Source organism: Aestuariivita sp. (assembly GCF_021404545.1).
Classification (GTDB): domain Bacteria; phylum Pseudomonadota; class Alphaproteobacteria; order Rhodobacterales; family Rhodobacteraceae; genus Aestuariivita.
The window spans coordinates 31,285-51,964 of the sequence record NZ_JAAWWD010000060.1 but is presented as its reverse complement, the minus strand read 5'-3'; the positions used below and the strand labels follow the sequence as shown (position 1 = coordinate 51,964).

Below are 20,680 nucleotides of genomic sequence, written 5' to 3'. Positions count from 1 at the left end.
ACAGCCACGCGCGGCAAAAGGGCCGTGCCGGACATATGGCAATTCACAGGGCAATGCACATGAGCGATCTGCGCAAAATCATCATCGACGAGACCGAGGTCGAAGTGGAGGGGGCGATGACCCTGATCCAGGCCTGCGAAGAGGCCGGGATCGAGATCCCGCGCTTTTGCTATCACGAGCGGCTGTCGATTGCCGGGAATTGCCGGATGTGCCTGGTGGAAGTTGTCGGCGGACCGCCCAAACCGGCCGCCTCCTGCGCGATGCAGGTCAAGGATCTGCGCCCCGGACCGGAGGGCCAGCCGCCGGTCGTCAAGACAAACTCGCCCATGGTCAAGAAGGCCCGTGAGGGCGTTATGGAGTTTCTGCTGATCAACCACCCGCTGGATTGTCCGATCTGCGATCAGGGTGGCGAATGCGATTTGCAAGACCAGGCAATGGCTTATGGCGTGGACTTCAGCCGCTTCCGTGAACCCAAGCGCGCCGTTGACGATCTGGATCTGGGGCCGCTGGTCGAGACGCATATGACGCGCTGTATCTCCTGCACGCGCTGCGTGCGCTTCACCACCGAGGTGGCGGGCATCACCCAGATGGGCCAGACCGGGCGCGGTGAGGATAGCGAGATCACCTCCTATCTGGGGGAGACGCTGGACAGCAATCTCCAGGGCAATATCATCGACCTTTGCCCGGTGGGAGCGCTGGTGTCGAAACCCTATGCCTTTACCGCGCGGCCATGGGAGCTGACCAAGACCGAAAGCATCGACGTGATGGATGCGCTTGGATCGAACATCCGCGTGGACACCAAGGGCCGCGAAGTGATGCGGCTTTTGCCGCGCAACCATGACGGCGTGAACGAGGAGTGGATTTCCGACAAGACCCGCTTTGTCTGGGACGGGCTGCGCCGTCAGCGGCTAGACCGGCCCTATATCCGTCAAAACGGCAAGCTGCGCCCGGCTGACTGGGATGAAGCGCTGGCGGCAGCCGCTTACGCGATCAACGGGGCCGAACGGCTTGTCGGTCTGGTGGGGGACCTTGCCCCGACCGAGGCGGCCTTCTCTCTTAAACAGCTGATCGAGGGGCAGGGCGGCCAGGTTGAGTGCCGCACGGATGGGGCCAAGCTGCCGGCCGACAACCGCTCGGCCTATGTGGGCACCGCCGGTATCGAGGATATTGACGCGGCAAGGTCATTTCTGTTGATCGGAACCGATCCGCGGATCGAGGCACCGGTGCTGAACGCGCGTATTCGCAAGGCCTGGATCGACGGGGCCGAGGTTGGCCTGGTCGGCCCCGCGGTGGATCTGACCTATGAGTACGGGCATTTCGGCGACGGCCCGCAGGCGCTGGCCGAATATGCGCAATGTGCCATCGACAATATGTCGGCCGGCGGGCCGGGCATGGTGATCGTGGGGCAGGGCGCGCTCTGCCGGGACGACGGCGCGGCGATCCTCGCCGAAGCGATGCGGATCGCCGAAGCCGCCAAAGCCGGTCTGCTGATCCTGCATACCGCCGCCGGTCGTGTTGGCGCGCTGGATGTCGGCGCCGTGGCCGAGGAGGGCATGGGCGCGGTCAAACCCGCCGACGTTATCTATAACCTGGGCGCCGATGAGGGGGACATTCCCGCCGGACCCTTCGTGATCTATCAGGGCAGCCACGGGGACCGGGGCGCGCACCGCGCCGATCTGATTCTGCCCGCTGCCGCCTATACCGAGGAAAACGGCCTTTTCGTGAACACCGAAGGGCGTCCGCAACTGGCCTTCCGCGCAGGCTTCCCTCCTGGTGAAGCCAAGGAGAACTGGGCGATTCTGCGCGCGCTTTCGGGGGAGCTGGGCGCTGTGCAACCCTGGGACAGCCTGCCGCAACTGCGCCAGGCGCTGGTGGCGAAGGTGCCGCATCTTGCGCAGATCGACGCGGTGCCGGAAAACGATTGGCACCCACTGCCCAGCGGCCCCATGGGCGAGGCGCCTTTCCGCTACGCTCTCGGCGATTTTTACCTGACCAACCCCATCGCCCGCGCCAGCCAGCTGATGGCCGAACTCTCGGCCAACGCCAAGGCCCGGGGCGCGGCGAAGATCGCTGCGGAGTGATGCGTTTGAGCCCTCTGATCCCCCTCTGTGTCCTGGCGGGCTGTGATACGAGCGAGCCGGAGGTCGCGCGCTTTGCGCCGACCTATCAAGGCGTGGAGACACGGCTGTTGGAAGGGGAACTGGTGCAGTTTCAGGTCTCGATGACGGGGGCGCGCACGCCCCTGGATGTCGAAGCCTACGCCGAATGTGCGGCGGCCCAATACACGCTGATCCGGGGTTACGGATTTGCGCGGCATTTACGCACAAAAGTGGCCGAAGAGGGTGGCGTCTGGTCGGCGGATGCTGTTTACACCATCTCGCCCTCCCTGCCGCGCGGGGCGCGCACCATCGACGCCGAAGTCGTGGCCGCCAATTGCGCGGAAAACGGAATACCCATGGTGTGAGGAACAATGGCTGATTTCTTTACCACTCCCGGCGGCCTGGCTGTCCTGATCCTGGCGCAAGTGCTTGCGGTTGTTGCCTTTGTCATGCTGTCGCTGTTGTTCCTGGTCTATGGCGACCGCAAGATCTGGGCTGCGGTCCAGATGCGGCGCGGCCCCAATGTGGTCGGTACCTTTGGCCTGTTGCAGACGGTGGCCGACGCGCTGAAATACGTCGTCAAAGAGGTGGTCGTCCCGGCGGGCGCGGACAAGACGGTGTTCATGCTTGCGCCGATGACCTCCTTCGTGCTGGCGCTGGTGGCCTGGGCGGTGATCCCGTTCAACGATGGCTGGGTTCTGTCGGACATCAACGTGGCGATCCTTTATGTCTTCGCGATCTCCTCGCTTGAGGTTTACGGCGTGATTATGGGCGGCTGGGCGTCGAACTCGAAATACCCGTTCCTGGGCAGCTTGCGGTCTGCGGCGCAGATGATCTCGTACGAGGTCTCGATCGGTCTGATCATCATCGGGGTGATCCTGTCCACAGGTTCGATGAATTTCGGCGCCATCGTGGGCGCGCAGGACACCGCTTATGGCTTTTTCGGCTGGTACTGGCTGCCGCATCTTCCGATGGTGTTTTTGTTCTTTATCAGTGCCTTGGCCGAAACCAACCGACCCCCGTTCGATCTGCCGGAGGCCGAGTCTGAACTGGTGGCGGGCTATCAGGTGGAATACTCCTCCACGCCATTCCTGCTCTTTATGGCCGGCGAATACATCGCGATCTTCCTGATGTGCGCGCTGATGAGCCTGCTGTTCTTTGGCGGCTGGCTCTCCCCCGTGCCGTTCCTGGCCGACGGGGCGCATTGGATGATCGCCAAGATGGCGTTCTTCTTCTTCCTCTTCGCGATGGTCAAAGCGATCACACCGCGCTACCGCTATGACCAACTGATGCGGATCGGGTGGAAAGTGTTCCTGCCGTTCTCATTGGCCTGGGTCGTATTCGTGGCCTTTGCCGCGCGGTTCGACTGGTTCTGGGGCATCTTCGCACGGTGGCCCGCATGACCCTGACGCTCACCCCCAGATGGACCGTGGCCCGCCTTGCGCGATGCCCCGGCCAAGGAGGCAACGCATGACACAGATGGATTACACCCGCGCCGCGAAGTACTTTCTGCTGGCCGATTTCGCCAAGGGGATGAAGCTGGGATTGAAGTACTTCTTCGCTCCCAAGGCGACCCTGAACTATCCGCATGAAAAGGGCCCGCTGTCCCCGCGCTTCCGGGGCGAACACGCGCTCCGCCGCTATCCCAATGGCGAAGAACGCTGCATCGCCTGCAAACTTTGCGAGGCGATCTGCCCCGCCCAGGCCATCACCATCGATGCCGAACCGCGCGAGGATGGCAGCCGCCGGACCACGCGATACGATATCGATATGACCAAATGCATCTATTGCGGGTTTTGTCAGGAAGCCTGCCCGGTCGACGCCATCGTCGAGGGTCCGAATTTCGAGTTTGCGACCGAAACGCGTGAAGAGCTGTTTTACGACAAGGACAAGCTGCTGGCCAATGGCGAACGCTGGGAGGCGGAGATCGCGCATAACTTGGAACTGGACGCGCCCTACAGATGAGTGACCCTGTCTTTCAAACCGCGCTTGAGACCGGTCGGGATCTTTCCGAACAGATGATGCCCGGGCTCGAAGCCGCCCTTGCCGGGAAATACGACCGCTATCTGCCGGGCTTTGCCGCTTGGCAGGTGGCGACAGTCTATGGCGGACCCTATGCGCGCGAGGGGCTCGATCTGAAGACGCGGCAACTCAACACGGTTGCGGTTCTGGCGGCGCTGGGGGGGCAAACGCGCCCACAACTCAAGATCCACGTCCGGTCGGCGCTGGACCAGGGATGGTCGCCACAACAGATCAGCGAGACCATTTTGCAGACCGCTCTCTATGGCGGATTTCCGGCGATGATCAATGCGCTGAATGCCGCTATCGAAGTGTTCGAGGAGGCAGAGACCGCGCCATGACCGACACCCCCCGCAACCCGTTCGAGGCCATGATGGTCCAGGCACAGGAAATGGCAAAGGCGTTCAATCCCGCGCTGGAGAATTTCAACCCCAAGGGGTTTGAGGCTCTGTGGCCGACGATGCCCAAGGATGCGATGGAGTTTTGGTTTGGCAACACGCTGAACAAGGATGGGTTGGATGCCAAGACGCGGCTGCTTTTGACCCTTGCGGGGCTGACCATGCAGGGCGCGCAAGCGGATGCGGCAGTCCGTCAGACAGTGCGCCACGCGGTGGAGGCGGGCGCAACGAAACAGGAGATCGTCGAGGCGATCGGACAGATGTCGGTCTTTGCCGGCATCCCGGCCATGACCCGCGCGCTGGAGCTGGCGCAAGAGGCGATGGCCGACACAGAAGGGGACGAGGCATGAGCGTCTTTGCATTCTATCTTTTCGCGGTCAGCGTGATCGCCGGGGGGCTCTTTACCGTGATCAGCCGCAATCCGGTGCATTCGGTGCTGTGGCTGATCCTGGCGTTCTTGTCGGCAGCGGGGCTGTTCGTCCTTTTGGGGGCCGAGTTCGTCGCAATGCTGCTGATCATCGTCTATGTGGGTGCGGTTGCGGTGCTGTTTCTGTTCGTCGTGATGATGCTGGACGTGGACTTCGCCGAGTTGAAGGCCGAGATGGCCAAATACATGCCGCTTGCTCTGCTGATCGGTGTGGTGATCCTGATGCAGTTCGTGATGGCCTTCGGCGCCTGGGAAAGCAACGCCGCCGCCGAGGGGCTGCGCGCGCAAGTCACCCCGGTGGATCGCCACAACACCGAGGCGCTGGGGATGATCCTTTATGATCAGTATTTCCTTCTGTTCCAGCTTGCGGGTCTGATCCTGCTGGTTGCCATGGTGGGCGCCATCGTGCTGACCCTGCGCCACCGTTCGGACATCAAACGCCAGGACGTTCTGGCCCAGATGTATCGCGATCCGGCCAAGGCGATGGAGCTGAAAGACGTCAAACCGGGGCAGGGCTTGTAATGGGTGAGACAGAGATCATTGCCATTCTGGTGGCGATTGCCGTGGCCCTTCTGGCGGCGCGTGGATATTTCAATCGGTAAGGATGGGATGAAACGGCTTTCCCCTCATATGATGGCAGCACTGATGATGCTGGGCGCCAGCGGGGCACAGGCTCTGACGTTGTCCGGCTGTGACCGCACCACGCATGTGTCGCATGGGGGCGAGACCGCACATGTCGATCTGGGCGCGGGCCGGGTGATGTGGCGCGACTGGTGGTCTCAGGAGGGCACCGCCACCGATATCGTGATCGTTGATTGCGGGCCCGGTGCCGCCTTGCGGTTTCGTACCGCCGAGGACCGGATGAACGCGCGGTCGACATTCGATCGCACCGACGCGGCGTTGCGCATCGTGGCCGAGCATGAGACAGGCGACCGCGTCTTTGCAACGCTCGACCGGATGGCGGACGCGCTTGGCTCCACAGCGCGCGACATTACGCTGAGCACATTGAACGATGAACCCTGCGCCTGTGCCGCCCTTTATGGCGACCGGCGCGGAGACAAGACGGAATTTCACTTGGGCGGCTGATCCGGCCACCCGACACTGGAACATGACGGGGCAACAAGACCTCGCCAGGAACCAAAGAGGCCTGAGGGACGATATGATTGGTTTGGAACATTACCTGACGGTGGCGGCGACGCTTTTCGTCATCGGTATCTTCGGGCTGTTTCTCAACAGAAAGAACGTGATCATCCTGCTGATGAGCATCGAGTTGATGCTGTTGGCGGTGAATATCAACCTGGTCGCGTTCTCGTCCTTTCTGGACGATCTGGTGGGGCAGGTCTTTACGCTTTTTGTCCTGACGGTGGCTGCTGCCGAGGCCGCGATTGGCCTTGCGATCCTCGTTTGCTTCTTCCGCAACCGCGGCACGATCGCGGTGGAAGATGTCAACGTGATGAAGGGGTAGGGACCGATGGAAACCATTCTGCTTTTTGCCCCGCTGGTGGGCGCGCTTCTGTGCGGCTTTGGCTGGAAGATCATCGGCGAGACGGCCGCGATGTGGGTGGCCACGGGGCTGTTGTTCCTGTCGGCGATCCTGTCGTGGATCATCTTCCTGAGCTTTGATCCCTCGGCGCATGAGGGCGGGCATTACACCGTTTCGATCTTGCGTTGGATCGAAAGCGGCACGCTCAGCACCGATTGGGCGATCCGGATGGACCGGCTGACCGCGATCATGCTGATCGTGATCACCACCGTCTCCGCGCTCGTCCATCTTTACAGCTTTGGCTATATGGATCACGACCCGCAATGGCGCGAGGGCGAGACATATAAGCCACGCTTTTTTGCGTATCTGTCGTTCTTCACCTTCTCGATGCTGATGCTGGTGACGGCAGATAACCTGGTGCAGATGTTCTTTGGCTGGGAGGGTGTTGGCGTCGCCTCGTACCTTCTCATCGGGTTCTACTACCGCAAGCCAAGTGCCAATGCCGCCGCGATCAAGGCGTTCGTCGTGAACCGGGTCGGGGATTTCGGCTTTGCACTTGGGATTTTTGCGCTGTTCTTCCTGGTCGATTCCATCAACCTGAGCGACATTTTCGCCGCCGCGCCGACGCTTGCCGAGACACAGGTGACCTTCCTGTGGACCTCGTGGAACGCGGCCGAGCTGGTGGCGTTCCTGCTCTTTATCGGGGCGATGGGGAAATCGGCGCAGCTTTTCCTGCACACCTGGTTGCCTGACGCGATGGAAGGTCCGACTCCGGTTTCGGCGCTGATCCACGCGGCAACCATGGTGACGGCGGGTGTGTTCCTGGTCTGCCGGATGTCGCCGATCATGGAATTTGCACCCAACGCTACGATGTTCATCACCTTCCTGGGGGCCACGACCGCGTTTTTCGCGGCCACTGTGGGTCTGGTTCAGACCGACATCAAACGGGTGATCGCCTATTCGACCTGTTCGCAACTGGGCTATATGTTCGTGGCCGCGGGCGTCGGCATGTATTCGGCGGCCATGTTCCATCTGCTGACGCACGCGTTCTTCAAGGCGATGCTGTTTCTGGGCGCAGGCTCGGTCATTCATGCGATGCATCATGAGCAGGACATGATGAATTACGGGGGCTTGCGCAAAAAGATCCCCTATACGTTCTGGGCGATGATGATCGGCACGCTGGCGATTACCGGGGTCGGTATCCCTGTTTGGATCGTGACACTGGGTGAGATCCCCATCGGCTTTGCGGGGTTCCATTCCAAGGACGCCATTGTCGAAAGCGCCTATGCGGCCGGTTCCGGATATGGCTTCTGGCTTCTGGTGATCGCTGCGCTCTTTACCAGCTTTTATTCCTGGCGGCTGATGTTTCTGACCTTTTACGGCGAGCCGCGCGGCAGCAAGCACACCCATGAGCATGCCCATGAAAGCCCCACCGTCATGCTGGTGCCGCTGGGGGTGCTGGCCATCGGCGCGGTGTTTGCCGGTATGATCTGGTACAAGCCCTTCTTTGGCCATGTGGATCAGGTCGGCACATTCTATGGCATTCCCTATGAGGACGCCGCCGGGCATGGTGAGGCGGATGCGGGGCATGGTGACGATCACGGTGCTGCCCCAGCCGGGGACGATCACGGGACCGAGAAAGAGCATCACTATGCCTTTGCCGGACAACCCGGCGAGGGCGCGCTTTACATCGCGCCCGACAACACCTTGCTGGACGACGCGCATAAGGTGCCGTACTGGGTGAAGACCTCGCCCTTTGCAGCAATGCTGATCGGGTTCCTGATGGCCTATTGGTTCTATATCAAGAACCCCAGCCTGCCGGGGCGGCTGGCGGAAAACCAGCGCCCGCTCTACCTCTTTCTCAAGAACAAATGGTATTTTGACGAGCTTTACGATGCGATCTTTGTCAAACCTGCGATGGGTGTGGGTCGCCTGTTCTGGCGGCGCGGCGATGGCAATGTGATCGACGGGACGATCAACGGCGTGGCGATGGGGATCATCCCGTTTATCACCCGTCTCGCCGGTCGCGCCCAGTCTGGATACATCTTTACCTATGCGTTCTGGATGGTCGTCGGCATCGCGGTGCTGATCACCTGGATGTCGATTGGCGGAGGAGCGGAATAATGGATAACCTCCTTTCCATCACCACGTTTATCCCGGCGATTGCCGCCGTTATCCTCGCACTGTTTTTGCGTGGCGATGACGAGGCCGCGCAGAAAAACGCCAAATGGGCCGCACTTTTTGCAACTTCGGCCACGTTCGTCGTCTCGCTCTTCATCCTCTTTGGCTTCGATCCCAACGACACGGGCTTTCAGTTCGTAGAGGAGGGGGAGTGGATCCTCGGCTTGAATTACAAGATGGGTGTGGATGGGATCAGCGTTCTGTTTGTGATGCTGACGACGTTCATCATGCCGCTGGTCATTCTGGCCAGTTGGGAAATCACGCACCGCGTCAAGGAATACATGATCGCGTTTTTGCTGCTGGAAACGCTGATGCTGGGCGTCTTCATGGCGCTGGATCTTGTGCTGTTTTACCTGTTCTTCGAGGCAGGCCTGATCCCGATGTTCCTGATCATCGGCATCTGGGGCGGCAAGGAACGTATCTATGCCTCGTTCAAATTCTTCCTCTACACCTTCCTGGGCTCGGTCCTGATGCTGGTGGCGATGGTGGGCATGTATGTGGATGCGGGCACCACCGATATCGAACAGTTGATGAGCCATCAGTTCGGCACCGAGACCTTTAGCCTGTTGGGCGTGCAGATCGTGGGCGGTGTGCAAACGCTGATGTGGCTGGCGTTTTTCGCAAGTTTCGCGGTCAAGATGCCGATGTGGCCGGTCCATACCTGGCTGCCTGACGCGCATGTGCAGGCGCCCACCGCAGGCTCGGTCGTGCTAGCGGCGATCCTTTTGAAGATGGGTGGCTATGGGTTCCTGAGGTTTTCACTGCCGATGTTCCCGGTCGGATCGGATGTGATGGGGCCGCTGGTTCTGTGGCTGAGCGCCATCGCCATCGTCTATACTTCGCTGGTCGCACTGGTGCAGGAGGATATGAAAAAGCTGATCGCCTATTCCTCGGTCGCGCACATGGGATTTGTGACCATGGGGATCTTTGCGGCCAACCAGCAGGGCATCGACGGCGCGATCTTTCAGATGATCAGCCACGGGTTTATCTCGGGCGCGCTCTTTTTGTGTGTCGGTGTGATCTATGACCGGATGCACACGCGCGATATCGACGCCTATGGCGGTCTGGTGAACCGGATGCCTGCCTATGCGCTGATCTTCATGCTGTTTACCATGGCAAATGTGGGCCTGCCGGGGACGTCGGGCTTTGTCGGAGAGTTCCTGACGCTGATGGCGGTCTTTCAGGTCAATACCTGGGTAGCGGCGGTAGCGGCCACAGGCGTGATCCTGTCTGCCGGCTATGCGCTCTGGCTCTATCGCCGGGTGGTGATGGGCGATCTGATCAAGGAAAGCCTCAAGACGATCACCGATATGTCGCGGCGTGAACGGGCGATCTTTGCCCCGCTTGTGGTGGCCACGATCCTCTTTGGCGTCTATCCTGCCCCGATCCTCGATATCATTGGGCCCTCGGTCGCCGCACTGGTGGGCAATTACGAAACGGCGCTGGCTGCGGCAGAGGCCGCCAACCAGCTTGCATCGAATTAAGGGGGCCGGGGCATGATCCAGGCTGATCTGAACGTTATCCTGCCCGAGATCGCGCTGGCGGTCTATGCGATGGCCGCGCTGATCTTTGCGGTCTACACCTCCAAGGACAAGCTGGCCCCGATGCTGGTCTGGCTTTCGGCGGCGGTGATGGCCGGGGTGGCGGCCTATATCGGGCTTTTTGGGCAAGGCACCAATATCGCCTTTGGCGGCATGTTCGTCGATGATGCATTCTCGCGCTTTGCAAAGGTGGTGATCCTGCTCTCGGCGGCAGCCGTTCTGGTGATGAGCCAGGAATATATGACCAAACGCGATCTTCTGCGGTTCGAGTATCCGGTTCTCATCGTCCTGGCGACGGTCGGCATGATGATGATGGTCAGCGCGGGCGATCTGATGGCCCTTTACATGGGGCTGGAGCTGCAATCGCTCTCGCTTTATGTGGTGGCCTCTTTGCGCCGCGACAGTGCAAAATCGACCGAAGCCGGGCTGAAATACTTTGTGCTGGGTGCGCTCTCCTCCGGTCTATTGCTCTATGGCGCGTCACTGGTTTACGGCTATTCGGGCACAACGCTCTTTTCCGGCATCATCCAGACCGCGACCCAAGAAGAGATTTCGCTGGGTATGCTCTTTGGTCTGATCTTCGTGATTTCCGGTCTGGCGTTCAAGGTCTCCGCCGTGCCGTTCCATATGTGGACGCCGGATGTCTACGAAGGCTCGCCCACGCCGGTTACGGCATTTTTTGCGACCGCGCCAAAAGTGGCGGCGATGGGTCTTTTCGCTCGGGTGCTGCATGACGCCTTTGGCGGTGCGGTCCCGGATTGGAGCCAGGTCGTGGCGCTCTTGTCGGTGCTGTCGATGTTTCTGGGCGCTATTGCCGCAATCGGTCAGACCAATATCAAACGGCTGATGGCCTATTCATCGATTGCCCATATGGGCTATGCGCTGATGGGTCTGGCCGCGGGCACCGCTTTCGGTGTCCAGGCGATGCTGGTCTATATGGCGATCTATGTGACGATGAATATCGGCACCTTTGCCTTTATCCTGATGATGGAGCGTGACGGTCAGCCAGTTACGAATATCTCATCGCTCAACATGTATTCCAAACGTGAGCCGGGCAAGGCGCTGGCCATGCTGGTGCTGCTGTTTTCCCTGGCCGGGGTGCCGCCGATGTTGGGATTTTTCGGTAAGTTCTATGTGCTCAGAGCGGCCTATGAGGCAGATCTGATCTGGCTGGCCGTGGCCGGTGTGGTCGCGTCGGTGATCGGTGCGTTCTATTATCTGCGCATCGTCTTTTACATGTATTTCGGCGACGATACGGGCGACGAGCTGGAGACCGGCAACTCTCCGGTGCTTTGGGGTTTTCTGATGGGATCGGCGGCGATAATGGTGCTGGGCATTGTGAATATGTTCGGCGTCGAAGGCGTGGCAGAGGCGGCGGCGACGGTCTTGGTCAATTGAGTGTCGCGCCGCGTCACCGGCAGGGTGCCGTATTTGGAAAGAGAAGAAGCGCGGGACATCCATGAGTGACTGGCCGTCTGGATATGGCAGACATGTTCTGGCGCAGGTCGACAGCACGCTTAACGAGGCTGCCCGCCTTGCGCCAGAGCTGAGCGGTCCGGTGTGGATCCTGGCGCATCGCCAGACGGCTGCGCGCGGTCGCCGGGGCCGGGCCTGGGTTACTACCGAAGGGAACCTGTCGGCCACGTTGGTAATGCGGCCCGAAGGCGGTCCTGGCGTGGCCGCACTCAGATCGTTCGTCGCGGCACTGGCCCTTTATGATGCGGTAGCGGATGTGACGGGCCGAACGGAGGGGCTGTCGCTGAAATGGCCCAATGATGTGCTGTTGAACGGCGGAAAGCTGGCCGGTATCCTGTTGGAGAGTGCCGGCGCCACTGGTGGGGTGCGGCATCTGGCGATCGGGATTGGTGTGAACTTGGCCGAGGCGCCGCCGCCGGACTGTGTCGAGCCTCTGGCGGTGCGGCCCGTATCCCTGATGGGCGAGACGGGGATGTCGATCCAGCCCGAAGGGTTTCTGACAGTGCTGGCCAGCCGGTTTGCGCATTACGAGCGGCAGATGCAGGATTTCGGATTTGAGCCAATCCGAACCGCTTGGCTGGAGCGCGCGGCCCGATTGGGGGAGCCGATCATGGCCCGCACCGCACGATCCGAGACAAGCGGCATCTTTGAGACGATTGATGCCACGGGTAATCTGGTGTTGGGAACCCAGAGCGGGCAGGTCACCATTCCTGCCGCCGAGATTTACTTCTGAGGGGAGGCCGACATGCTTTTGGCCATCGACTGCGGCAATACCAATACGGTGTTTTCGATCTGGGACGGGACAGGGTTCTTGTGCACGATGCGCACCTCGACCCACCATGCGCGCACGGCGGATGCCTATTTCACGTGGTTCTCGACGCTTTTGGATCATTACAGGATTGCCCCGGATATCACCGATGTGATTATCTCTTCGACCGTGCCGCGGGTGGTCTTCAACCTGCGTGTCTTTGCCGACCGGTTCTTTGGCTGCCGCCCGCTGGTGGTGGGCAAGCCCGACTGCGCCTTGCCGCGCAACCCGCGTGTCGATGAAGGCACGAGTGTGGGTCCGGATCGGCTGGTGAACACGGCGGGCGCATTTGACCGGCATGGCGGGAACCTGATCGTGGTGGATTTCGGCACTGCCACGACCTTTGACGTGGTCGATCACGATGGCGCCTATGTCGGTGGGTTGATCGCGCCGGGGGTGAACCTGAGCCTTGAGGCGCTGCATATGGCCGCCGCCGCCCTGCCGCATGTGGATATTTCAAAACCTCAGAGGGTTGTGGGGACCAACACCGTGACCTGCATGCAGTCTGGTGTGTTCTGGGGCTATGTCGGGCTGGTCAAGGAGTGCTGCGCGCGCATCAAGGCCGAGAGGGAGAGTGAGATGACCGTCATCTCGACCGGCGGCCTTGCCCCGTTGTTTGACGAGACAGAAGACCTATTTGATGCCTTTGAAGATGACTTGACGATGCATGGGCTGACGGTGATCCATGCCCATAACAAGGAAAACGGATAAAAAATGAGCAGTGAAAGACTGATTTACCTCCCTCTGGGCGGGGCGGGCGAAATCGGCATGAATGCCTATGTCTATGGCTATGGCCCTGTAGATGCGGAAAGGTTCATCCTGGTCGATCTGGGTGTAACCTTCCCGGATATGGATGGTTCTCCCGGGGTTGATCTGATCCTGCCGGATATGACATGGCTGAAAGAGCGCGCCGACCGATTGGACGCGATCTTCATCACCCATGCTCACGAGGATCATGTCGGCGCTGTGGCGCATTTCTACAATGCGCTGGGTGCGCCGGTCTATGCGCGCGCCTTCACCGCCAACATCGCGCGGCGCAAGATGGCCGAACACAACCATCCTGAAGACGCCGTGCAAACCGTTGGTGCCTGGCCCGAACAGGTGCAGGCCGGGCCGTTTCGCGTGGGCTTTCTGCCGATATCGCACTCCATACCGGAAAGCGCCGGCCTGGTGATCGACAGCCCGGACGGACGGGTGATCCACAGCGGCGATTTCAAACTGGATGAAACGCCGGGTGTCGGGGAGCCCTTTGACGAGGCGTTGTGGCGCGATGTGTCCAAACAGGGGGTGCGCGCACTGATCTGCGACAGCACGAATGTTTTTGCACCCCACCCGGGCCGATCCGAAGCCGACGTGGGGCCCGAGATTGAAAAGCTGGTGGCGGGGGCCACGGGCATGGTGGTGGCCACCACTTTTGCCTCAAATGTGGCACGGGTCAAAACCCTGGCCGAAGCAGGAGAGCGTGCGGGCCGATCCATCGTCTTGTTGGGCCGCGCCATGAGGCGGATGATCGAAGCCGCGATCGAGACCGGCGTTCTGGCCGATTTTCCGCGGGTCGTCAGCCCCGAAGATGCAGCGTCAATCCCGCGTGAGAACCTGCTCCTCTTGGTCACCGGCAGCCAGGGGGAGCGGCGCGCGGCCTCTGCGCAACTGGCGCGCGGCAAGTATATGGGGCTGGAGATCAAGGAGGGGGATCTTTTCCTCTTTTCCTCGAAGACCATCCCGGGCAACGAGCGCGGGGTGATCCGCATTATCAACCAGTTTTCGGAAAAAGGGGTGGATGTTGTCGATGACAGTTCTGGCCTCTATCACGTGTCGGGCCATGCCAACCGGCCCGACCTTGAGCGGTTGCAGCGCATTGTCAAACCCCAGATCGTGATCCCGATGCATGGTGAGCACCGGCACCTGCGCGAGCATGTGAAGCTGAGCGAAGCCAATGGGTTCCAGGCAATTGTCGCGGTCAATGGGATGATGATCGACCTGAGCGGCAATGCCCCATCGGTGGCCGAGTACATCGAAACCGGGCGGACCTATCTGGATGGTTCGATGCAGATCGGTGCGCTGGACGGTATCGTGCGCGATCGCATCCGCATGGCACTGAACGGACATGTGGTCGTGACCGTGATCCTGGACGAAGCCGATGAACCCCTTGGCGATCCCTGGTGTGATCTCAAAGGATTGGCAGAGACGGGCAAGTCCAAGGCGCCCTTGGTGGATGTGCTGGAAGAAGATCTCGGCCAGTTCATGATGCGTGCGGGCGAGAAAACGCTGCGGGACGATGACGCGCTGGAAGAGGCGCTGCGCCGGATCGTGCGGCAGACATCGCAGTCCGAAATCGGCAAGAAGCCCGAAGTGACGGTGGTTGTGAGCCGGATGCGCTGAGCTGGCCGTGAGGGCGCCGTCCGAGGTTACCCGGTGCGGCGCTCATCAAAGCTCAGTGCGATAAAGCCCGGCATGTGATCGCCCATGCCGACAACGGCCGCGTCGCCGCGTTCCTGACCGCTGCGCCGACCCTGGCGGGAGCGTTGTCTTGCCTCGACCGGGCCTTTCGGGGGCGATGTGGGAGCTGTCTCGACAGTCTCACTGGACAGGCCTGCCTCGGGGGCGGGTTTGGCCTCAGGGGTCGCATCGTCCTTGCGGCTCCGGCTGCGGCGGGTGCGCTTGGGCTTTTCGGTCTGCTCTTCGGTCTCACCCGTATCGCTTTTGGCGGTTTGCAACGGATTCTCAAGGCGCGGGATTTCTTTTTGCAACAACCGCTCGATATCGTCGAAGTTCCTTTCATCGCGCGGCACACAGATCATCACGGCCTTGCCTTCACGCCCGGCGCGCCCGGTCCTGCCGATGCGGTGCACATAGTCTTCGGCATGGCTGGGCACGTCGAAATTGAACACATGGCTCACTGCGGGAATATCGAGCCCGCGGGCGGCCACATCCGATGCCACCAGCAGTCGAATATCGCCCGACCGGAACCCATCGAGCGTGCGCGTGCGTTGGCTCTGATCCAGGTCACCATGGATCGGTTCAGCGTCGTAGCCATATTTTTTCAGGGACTTGGCGACGATATCGACATCTGATTTGCGGTTGCAGAAGATGATCGCGTTGGTGCATTTCTCGCCTTCGGCATCTATCAGCATCCGCAATAGCCTGCGCTTTTCGCTGGCTTCGCGATCCTTGCGCGATCCTTTGAACATCACCACGCCCTGCTCAATCGTCTCGGACGCTGTCGCCTGCCGGGCAACCTCGATCCGTTCGGGATTGCTGAGGAAGGTATTGGTGATCCGTTCGATCTCGGGCGCCATGGTGGCTGAGAAAAAGAGGGTCTGGCGGGTAAAGGGCGTCAGGCCGAAAATGCGTTCGATATCGGGGATGAATCCCATATCGAGCATCCGGTCCGCCTCATCCACGACCATAACCTTGACATCCGACAGGATCAGCTTTCCGCGCTCGAAATGATCCAGCAGGCGGCCTGGCGTCGCGATCAGAACATCGACGCCCTTGTCGATCAAAAGGTCCTGCTCCTTGAAGCTGACGCCACCGATCAGCAGCGCCTTGGTCAGCTTGACGTTCTTGGCATAGGTGTCAAAGTTCTCGGCGACCTGCGCCGCCAGTTCCCGCGTGGGGCACAGAACCAAGCTGCGCGGCATGCGGGCACGTGCGCGTCCCCGGGCAAGAAGGGTGATCATTGGGAGGGTGAAACTGGCGGTTTTGCCGGTGCCGGTCTGGGCGATACCCAGAACGTCACGCCCATCGAGAGCGGGCGGAATGGCGCCGGCCTGAATGGGGGTGGGGGTCTCATAACCCGCGTCAACAACGGCTTTGAGAACCTTGGGGTTCAGATTCAGATCAGAAAATTTTGTCATGTGTATCCGCAATTTGCGGACACTCGACGCGGCCCGCACGGTTATCAGCCTGGCCCGGATGGCCCGCGCACCTGCGCATGGTTGGCTTGGAGGGGCAGATAGCACTGCACTTGCCTGTCGTCAAATCACGCGGCCGCAGCACGGGGCAGAGCGGGGGATTGTTGCGGATATGTCAGGGTTTTCGCACGTATTGGGGGAAATGTTCACGCAAATGTGTATCGAGCTCCAACGCGACATGTCTGAGCAGGCCATGGCGCTCCAGGGCCTGGGTGAGACGCGGTGTGGCCGCGCAGACCTCGTCGAAAAAGGCGCGCAGCCCGGTGTCCCCGTCGGTGGCGTCAATCTGCTGAAAGAGCTCATGCAGGGTCAGCCCCCCATCTGCGCGCGCGCGCTCGGGCGCCAGTTCGGAGCGATAGGATCCGCGCTCCAGCCGAAACCGGAAAGCCGCGCGAAACGCGTCCCAATCCTTGGCATGGGCATGGGCCAGATCGACGCCTTGCATCTCGACCTCGCCGACGATCCGTGCGTTGTCGCGAAAGGCCTGGTGGATACGCAATTGCAGATCCTGCTGGCCCGTCCGCACAAAGATCTTGCCCGCCACATGGCTGAGAAAACCGGATTTGAGATGCGCGCCAAAGGTGGGATAGATCTCCTCCACCAGCCTGTGGCGGTGCGCGCCCCCTGGCAAGAAGACCTTGAAAAGGGTGGGATCGCCGGACAGCTGCTCCATCGGGCGGACCCGGGCAATCGGCGTGTCGGCCGGCAGGGCGTCCAGTTGATCGCAGAGGAAGGCCTCGCTGACCAGGAACTCATCGACATCCATATGGATCAGCCAGTCGACCCGCGCCAGACGGCGATAGGCGTGGGTGGCATTGCGGGTCTGGCGCACCTGGTGCTTTTCCGGACGGCGTCCGCGCTTTTGCCACCAGACCTCGTCGCACAGGATGGGAGTGATCTGCGGATGGTCGTTCAAAGCGACAAACGCGGCTTCGTTCGCATCGTCGAGATAAAGATAGAGCCGGTGTGCGCCCTGGCTGAGGTGGTAAGCGGCAAAGCGCAGCGTCTCGTCCACCGGCGCCTTGATGGTGGAGACGATGCCCCATCTGGTCATGTGCCCGCTCCCGTTCAGGTTCAGACCATCATTTCCTTGGTCGCGCTCAACGTCAACGCGGGAAAATCCCGCTCGATCCGGTCAATATCCCATTGCAACCGGGTCAGGTACACCACGTCGCCATCATGATCATGCGCAATATGCTGCTGGTTGGATTTGATAAATTTCTCAACCTCTTGTCGGTCACCCTTCACCCAGCGCGCAGAGGTGAATTGTGAGTTTTCAAACCGGACCGGCAGCCCGTATTCCAGCTCGATCCGCGAGGCCAGCACTTCAAACTGCAACGCGCCGACAACGCCTACGACAAATCCCGAGCCGATGGCGGGTTTGAACACTTTGGCGGCCCCTTCCTCGGCGAACTGCATCAGGGCTTTCTCCAGATGTTTGGCCTTCATCGGATCGCCCGCGCGCACGCCCTGCAACAGCTCGGGCGCAAAGGACGGGATGCCCGTCACCCGCAGCGCCTCGCCTTCGGTCAGCGTGTCGCCGATGCGCAGCTGGCCATGGTTGGGAATGCCGATAATGTCGCCGGCCCAGGCCTCTTCGGCTAATTCGCGATCCGAGGCCAGAAACAGCACCGGATTGGAAATCGCCATGGGTTTTTTGGTGCGCACGTGGGTCAGTTTCATGCCGCGCCTGAAATGCCCCGAGGCCATGCGCACAAACGCCACGCGGTCGCGATGCTTGGGATCCATATTCGCCTGAACCTTAAAGACAAATCCAGAAACCTTTGTTTCTTCGGGGGAAATCTGACGTGGCTGAGCCGACTGCACCTGCGGTTCCGGCCCATAGAGACCGATACCGTCCATCAGTTCCTTGACCCCGAACGAGTTGATGGCAGAGCCGAACCAGATGGGCGTCATCGTTCCTTCCAATACCGAGGTCTGATCCAGCGCAGGCAGCAATTCGCGCGCCATCTCCAGCTCTTCCTTGAGCTGATCGAGCAGCGCTTCGGGCACGTGTTCGGCCAGCTTTGGATCATCCAGCCCGTTGATTTCAATGGTTTCCGCGACCTTGTTGCGATCCGCGCGGTCCATCAGCTCCAACCGGTCTCGCAGGATATCATAACAGCCGATGAAATCGCGACCGACCCCGATGGGCCACGAGGCCGGGGTCACGTCAATAGCCAGATTTTCCTGAATTTCGTCAATAATTTCAAAGGTATCCCGGCTTTCCCGGTCCATCTTGTTACAAAATGTCAGGATCGGCAGATCGCGCAGGCGGCACACCTCGAAAAGCTTGCGCGTCTGGCTTTCCACCCCCTTGGCACCGTCGATCACCATCACGGCGGCGTCCACGGCGGTGAGCGTGCGATAAGTGTCTTCGGAGAAGTCCGAGTGACCCGGTGTATCCACAAGATTGAACCGGAAGTTTTTGTAATCAAACGACATTGCCGAGGCCGAGACCGAGATGCCGCGATCCTTCTCCATCGCCATGAAATCGGAACGGGTGCGCCGCGCCTCGCCCTTGGCGCGGACCTGGCCGGCCATCTGGATCGCACCGCCATAAAGCAGGAACTTCTCGGTCAGGGTGGTCTTGCCCGCGTCCGGGTGCGAGATGATCGCAAAGGTGCGCCGCCGGGCGATTTCGGCGGGCAGATCGGGGCGGTTTTTCGGCGCGTCTAACATGATCGCGCGTATAGGTGAGGCTTGGCAGCAAGGCAAGAACGCCCGCATGGATCTGTGGAAACGCTCTTGGGCCTTTGCGCTCGAACCCGGCCTTCTGTCGTCCGTGGATGCAGGGCTTGATCGGCGGAGAGTGGCGCGCCCGGGGGCTGTCCGGAATTCGGACTTGGCCATTCAACGGCTTTGACATAGATTGAGAACATAAAGTGAACAAAATAGGGAGAAAGACCATGACACTTCAACAAATCGCAGATGCGCTGGTCGCCGGATGTCGCGCCGGAACGGAAATGGCCAATCTGGACAAACTCTATGCGCCGGACGCCGTTTCGGTGGAGGCGGCGGACATGGGCAACGGGCGTGAGGCCGCGGGTCTGGAGGCGATTCGCGGCAAACATGAGTGGTGGAACAGCGCGATGGAGGCGACGCAAACCAACGTCAGCGATCCGATGGTGCATGGCGAGGACCGGTTCGCGGTGATCTTCGAGGTCAAGGGCCACGAAAAGGACGGAGGCAAACCCTTCGATATGAAGGAAGTCGGCGTCTATACCGTGGCAAACGGCAAGATCACGCGCGAAGAATTCTTCTATCAGACCTCTGCCCAAGCCTAGGTTTTCGGCGAAAACGCGTGATGGGTCGGCCTCAGCGCGAGGATGCGCGGCGCAGGATGTCGATCGCATCGGGCCGATCCAGCAGCGCTTCTTGCACATCGACACCGTGCTGGCCGGAGCGGGCATGGCCAGGCATCACTTCGGTCAGCTTGTCGAGCATGTCCGGCGGCAGGGCGGGCCGGGTGCGCGGGTCGACCAGCATGGATTCCGCCGCGATCCCTTCGGCATAGATAATGTGGTGCCGCTCGAACAGGATCTGGAAATAGTCGACAAATCCGCCCTCAGCCACCCGCACTGTGTCGCCATTGACCAGATGCCTGGCCTTGACCATGATCTCGGCCTGGCCGGCACCGATCCGATCCTTGCGCTGATAGACAAAGAGGCGGTGATCGGGGCTGACCACCAGGTCGTGGTCGTTGTTGAGTGCGCCCGCTTCGATCACCACGGGTGCCATCGCTCCCTGGGCGCGGATGGTCGACGATCCGATCCAGTGGATTTCCTGCGCGCCATCATCCCGAGTCAGCACCCGATCGCCCGCTTGCAGGGTCTCGATCCGGCGCTGTTCTCCGGTATGCATCGTGATATGCGTGCCGCGGGTGAAGTACACACAGGCAACGCGGGCAAAGTGTTCGCGCGCGCCGTCCGTGTCGATGCCCACCAGCGAGTATTCGATTTTCGGGCGCAGCACCGACAGCGACAGAAGATAGATCGCCGCGATTTGATCCTCGGCGTCCAATTCCACCATCACGATCACGACTTGGGTCAACCCATCCGGCGACATGAAGGTCAGCGCACAATCCAGATGCAGCGGCGCTCCGGGTCGGCCGATCCCGGTCTCCTCGGCCACATGAAACCCGCCCGTCGCATCCGGCTGAAGCGACAGCCGCGCGCGGTCAGCGCCTGCATCCAGCATATAGATATCGTCGAGGTCGAGTTCCTGATGCCAGGACACACCGTCGCCCAGATTGGCACCGGCGGACACCCGCAGCATATCCGCAGAATAGACCTGAACCGATTGGACGGGCGCTGTCCTATGGGGCATGC

Annotated in this window: 20 protein-coding genes; 16 read left to right on the top strand and 4 right to left on the bottom strand. The window is 60.8% G+C overall.

The window, feature by feature from the left end; translation table 11 throughout:
• Nucleotides 1-59 precede the first annotated feature (59 nt).
• The 15 genes from nuoG to HEP69_RS17810 all read left to right on the top strand — a co-directional run bounded on the left by nuoG (nucleotide 60) and on the right by HEP69_RS17810 (nucleotide 14,814).
• The gene (gene nuoG, locus HEP69_RS17880) at nucleotides 60-2,081 is read left to right on the top strand and encodes an NADH-quinone oxidoreductase subunit NuoG (protein ID WP_290559854.1); all 2,022 of its coding nucleotides are present in this window, start codon (nucleotides 60-62) and stop codon (nucleotides 2,079-2,081) included.
• Nucleotides 2,081-2,464, top strand: coding sequence for a hypothetical protein (locus tag HEP69_RS17875; RefSeq protein ID WP_290559853.1), 384 nt, complete (start codon nucleotides 2,081-2,083; stop codon nucleotides 2,462-2,464). The genes nuoG and HEP69_RS17875 overlap by 1 nt, the downstream gene beginning before the upstream one ends.
• A gap of 6 nt (nucleotides 2,465-2,470) precedes the next feature.
• Nucleotides 2,471-3,502, top strand: coding sequence for an NADH-quinone oxidoreductase subunit NuoH (gene nuoH / locus HEP69_RS17870; protein ID WP_290559852.1), 1,032 nt, complete (start codon nucleotides 2,471-2,473; stop codon nucleotides 3,500-3,502).
• A 67-nt stretch (nucleotides 3,503-3,569) separates the two neighbouring features.
• Nucleotides 3,570-4,064, top strand: a complete 495-nt coding sequence (gene nuoI, locus HEP69_RS17865) for an NADH-quinone oxidoreductase subunit NuoI (protein WP_290559851.1) — start codon at nucleotides 3,570-3,572, stop codon at nucleotides 4,062-4,064.
• Entirely contained in the window at nucleotides 4,061-4,459 is a 399-nt protein-coding gene (locus HEP69_RS17860) for a carboxymuconolactone decarboxylase family protein (protein WP_290559850.1), read from the top strand. The genes nuoI and HEP69_RS17860 overlap by 4 nt, the downstream gene beginning before the upstream one ends.
• Nucleotides 4,456-4,866 (top strand): carboxymuconolactone decarboxylase family protein, encoded by a 411-nt coding sequence (locus tag HEP69_RS17855; protein WP_290559849.1) that lies wholly within the window; start codon nucleotides 4,456-4,458, stop codon nucleotides 4,864-4,866. Before HEP69_RS17860 ends, HEP69_RS17855 begins: the two co-directional genes overlap by 4 nt.
• Nucleotides 4,863-5,465, top strand: a complete 603-nt coding sequence (locus HEP69_RS17850) for an NADH-quinone oxidoreductase subunit J (RefSeq protein WP_290559848.1) — start codon at nucleotides 4,863-4,865, stop codon at nucleotides 5,463-5,465. The genes HEP69_RS17855 and HEP69_RS17850 overlap by 4 nt, the downstream gene beginning before the upstream one ends.
• 87 nt (nucleotides 5,466-5,552) lie before the next feature.
• Nucleotides 5,553-6,029, top strand: coding sequence for a hypothetical protein (locus tag HEP69_RS17845; RefSeq protein WP_290559847.1), 477 nt, complete (start codon nucleotides 5,553-5,555; stop codon nucleotides 6,027-6,029).
• A gap of 73 nt (nucleotides 6,030-6,102) precedes the next feature.
• Complete coding sequence (gene nuoK, locus HEP69_RS17840) at nucleotides 6,103-6,408, top strand: NADH-quinone oxidoreductase subunit NuoK (RefSeq protein WP_039686350.1); 306 nt, start codon at nucleotides 6,103-6,105, stop codon at nucleotides 6,406-6,408.
• Nucleotides 6,409-6,414: 6 nt separating this feature from the next.
• The gene (nuoL, locus tag HEP69_RS17835; RefSeq protein ID WP_290559846.1) at nucleotides 6,415-8,550 is read left to right on the top strand and encodes an NADH-quinone oxidoreductase subunit L; all 2,136 of its coding nucleotides are present in this window, start codon (nucleotides 6,415-6,417) and stop codon (nucleotides 8,548-8,550) included.
• Nucleotides 8,550-10,091 carry an NADH-quinone oxidoreductase subunit M gene (locus tag HEP69_RS17830; RefSeq protein WP_290559845.1) on the top strand — a complete coding sequence of 514 codons (1,542 nt, stop codon included), beginning with the start codon at nucleotides 8,550-8,552 and terminating at the stop codon, nucleotides 10,089-10,091. The genes nuoL and HEP69_RS17830 overlap by 1 nt, the downstream gene beginning before the upstream one ends.
• 12 nt (nucleotides 10,092-10,103) lie before the next feature.
• Nucleotides 10,104-11,546, top strand: a complete 1,443-nt coding sequence (gene nuoN, locus HEP69_RS17825; RefSeq protein ID WP_290559844.1) for an NADH-quinone oxidoreductase subunit NuoN — start codon at nucleotides 10,104-10,106, stop codon at nucleotides 11,544-11,546.
• 61 nt (nucleotides 11,547-11,607) lie between these two features.
• A complete protein-coding gene (locus HEP69_RS17820; RefSeq protein WP_290559843.1) occupies nucleotides 11,608-12,357 on the top strand; it encodes a biotin--[acetyl-CoA-carboxylase] ligase in 750 nt (249 codons plus the stop codon).
• A 12-nt stretch (nucleotides 12,358-12,369) separates the two neighbouring features.
• On the top strand, nucleotides 12,370-13,143 hold the full coding sequence (locus HEP69_RS17815) for a type III pantothenate kinase (RefSeq protein ID WP_290559842.1): 774 nt from the start codon (nucleotides 12,370-12,372) through the stop codon (nucleotides 13,141-13,143).
• Nucleotides 13,144-13,146: 3 nt separating this feature from the next.
• Entirely contained in the window at nucleotides 13,147-14,814 is a 1,668-nt protein-coding gene (locus tag HEP69_RS17810) for a ribonuclease J (RefSeq protein WP_290559841.1), read from the top strand.
• A gap of 26 nt (nucleotides 14,815-14,840) precedes the next feature.
• Here HEP69_RS17810 and HEP69_RS17805 read toward each other — a convergent pair whose 3' ends face one another.
• The 3 genes from HEP69_RS17805 to HEP69_RS17795 all read right to left on the bottom strand — a co-directional run bounded on the left by HEP69_RS17805 (nucleotide 14,841) and on the right by HEP69_RS17795 (nucleotide 19,031).
• Nucleotides 14,841-16,292, bottom strand: a complete 1,452-nt coding sequence (locus HEP69_RS17805) for a DEAD/DEAH box helicase (protein ID WP_290559840.1) — start codon at nucleotides 16,290-16,292, stop codon at nucleotides 14,841-14,843.
• Between the two features lie 172 nt (nucleotides 16,293-16,464).
• On the bottom strand, nucleotides 16,465-17,403 hold the full coding sequence (locus tag HEP69_RS17800; RefSeq protein ID WP_290559839.1) for a glycosyltransferase family 2 protein: 939 nt from the start codon (nucleotides 17,401-17,403) through the stop codon (nucleotides 16,465-16,467).
• Nucleotides 17,404-17,423: 20 nt separating this feature from the next.
• Nucleotides 17,424-19,031 (bottom strand): peptide chain release factor 3, encoded by a 1,608-nt coding sequence (locus tag HEP69_RS17795; protein WP_290559838.1) that lies wholly within the window; start codon nucleotides 19,029-19,031, stop codon nucleotides 17,424-17,426.
• Between the two features lie 227 nt (nucleotides 19,032-19,258).
• Here HEP69_RS17795 and HEP69_RS17790 point away from each other — a divergent pair, with 227 nt between their 5' ends.
• A complete protein-coding gene (locus tag HEP69_RS17790; RefSeq protein ID WP_290559837.1) occupies nucleotides 19,259-19,636 on the top strand; it encodes a nuclear transport factor 2 family protein in 378 nt (125 codons plus the stop codon).
• Between the two features lie 31 nt (nucleotides 19,637-19,667).
• Here the strand turns inward: HEP69_RS17790 and HEP69_RS17785 are convergent, their stop codons facing one another.
• A complete protein-coding gene (locus tag HEP69_RS17785) occupies nucleotides 19,668-20,678 on the bottom strand; it encodes a Hint domain-containing protein (RefSeq protein WP_290559836.1) in 1,011 nt (336 codons plus the stop codon).
• Nucleotides 20,679-20,680 lie beyond the last annotated feature (2 nt).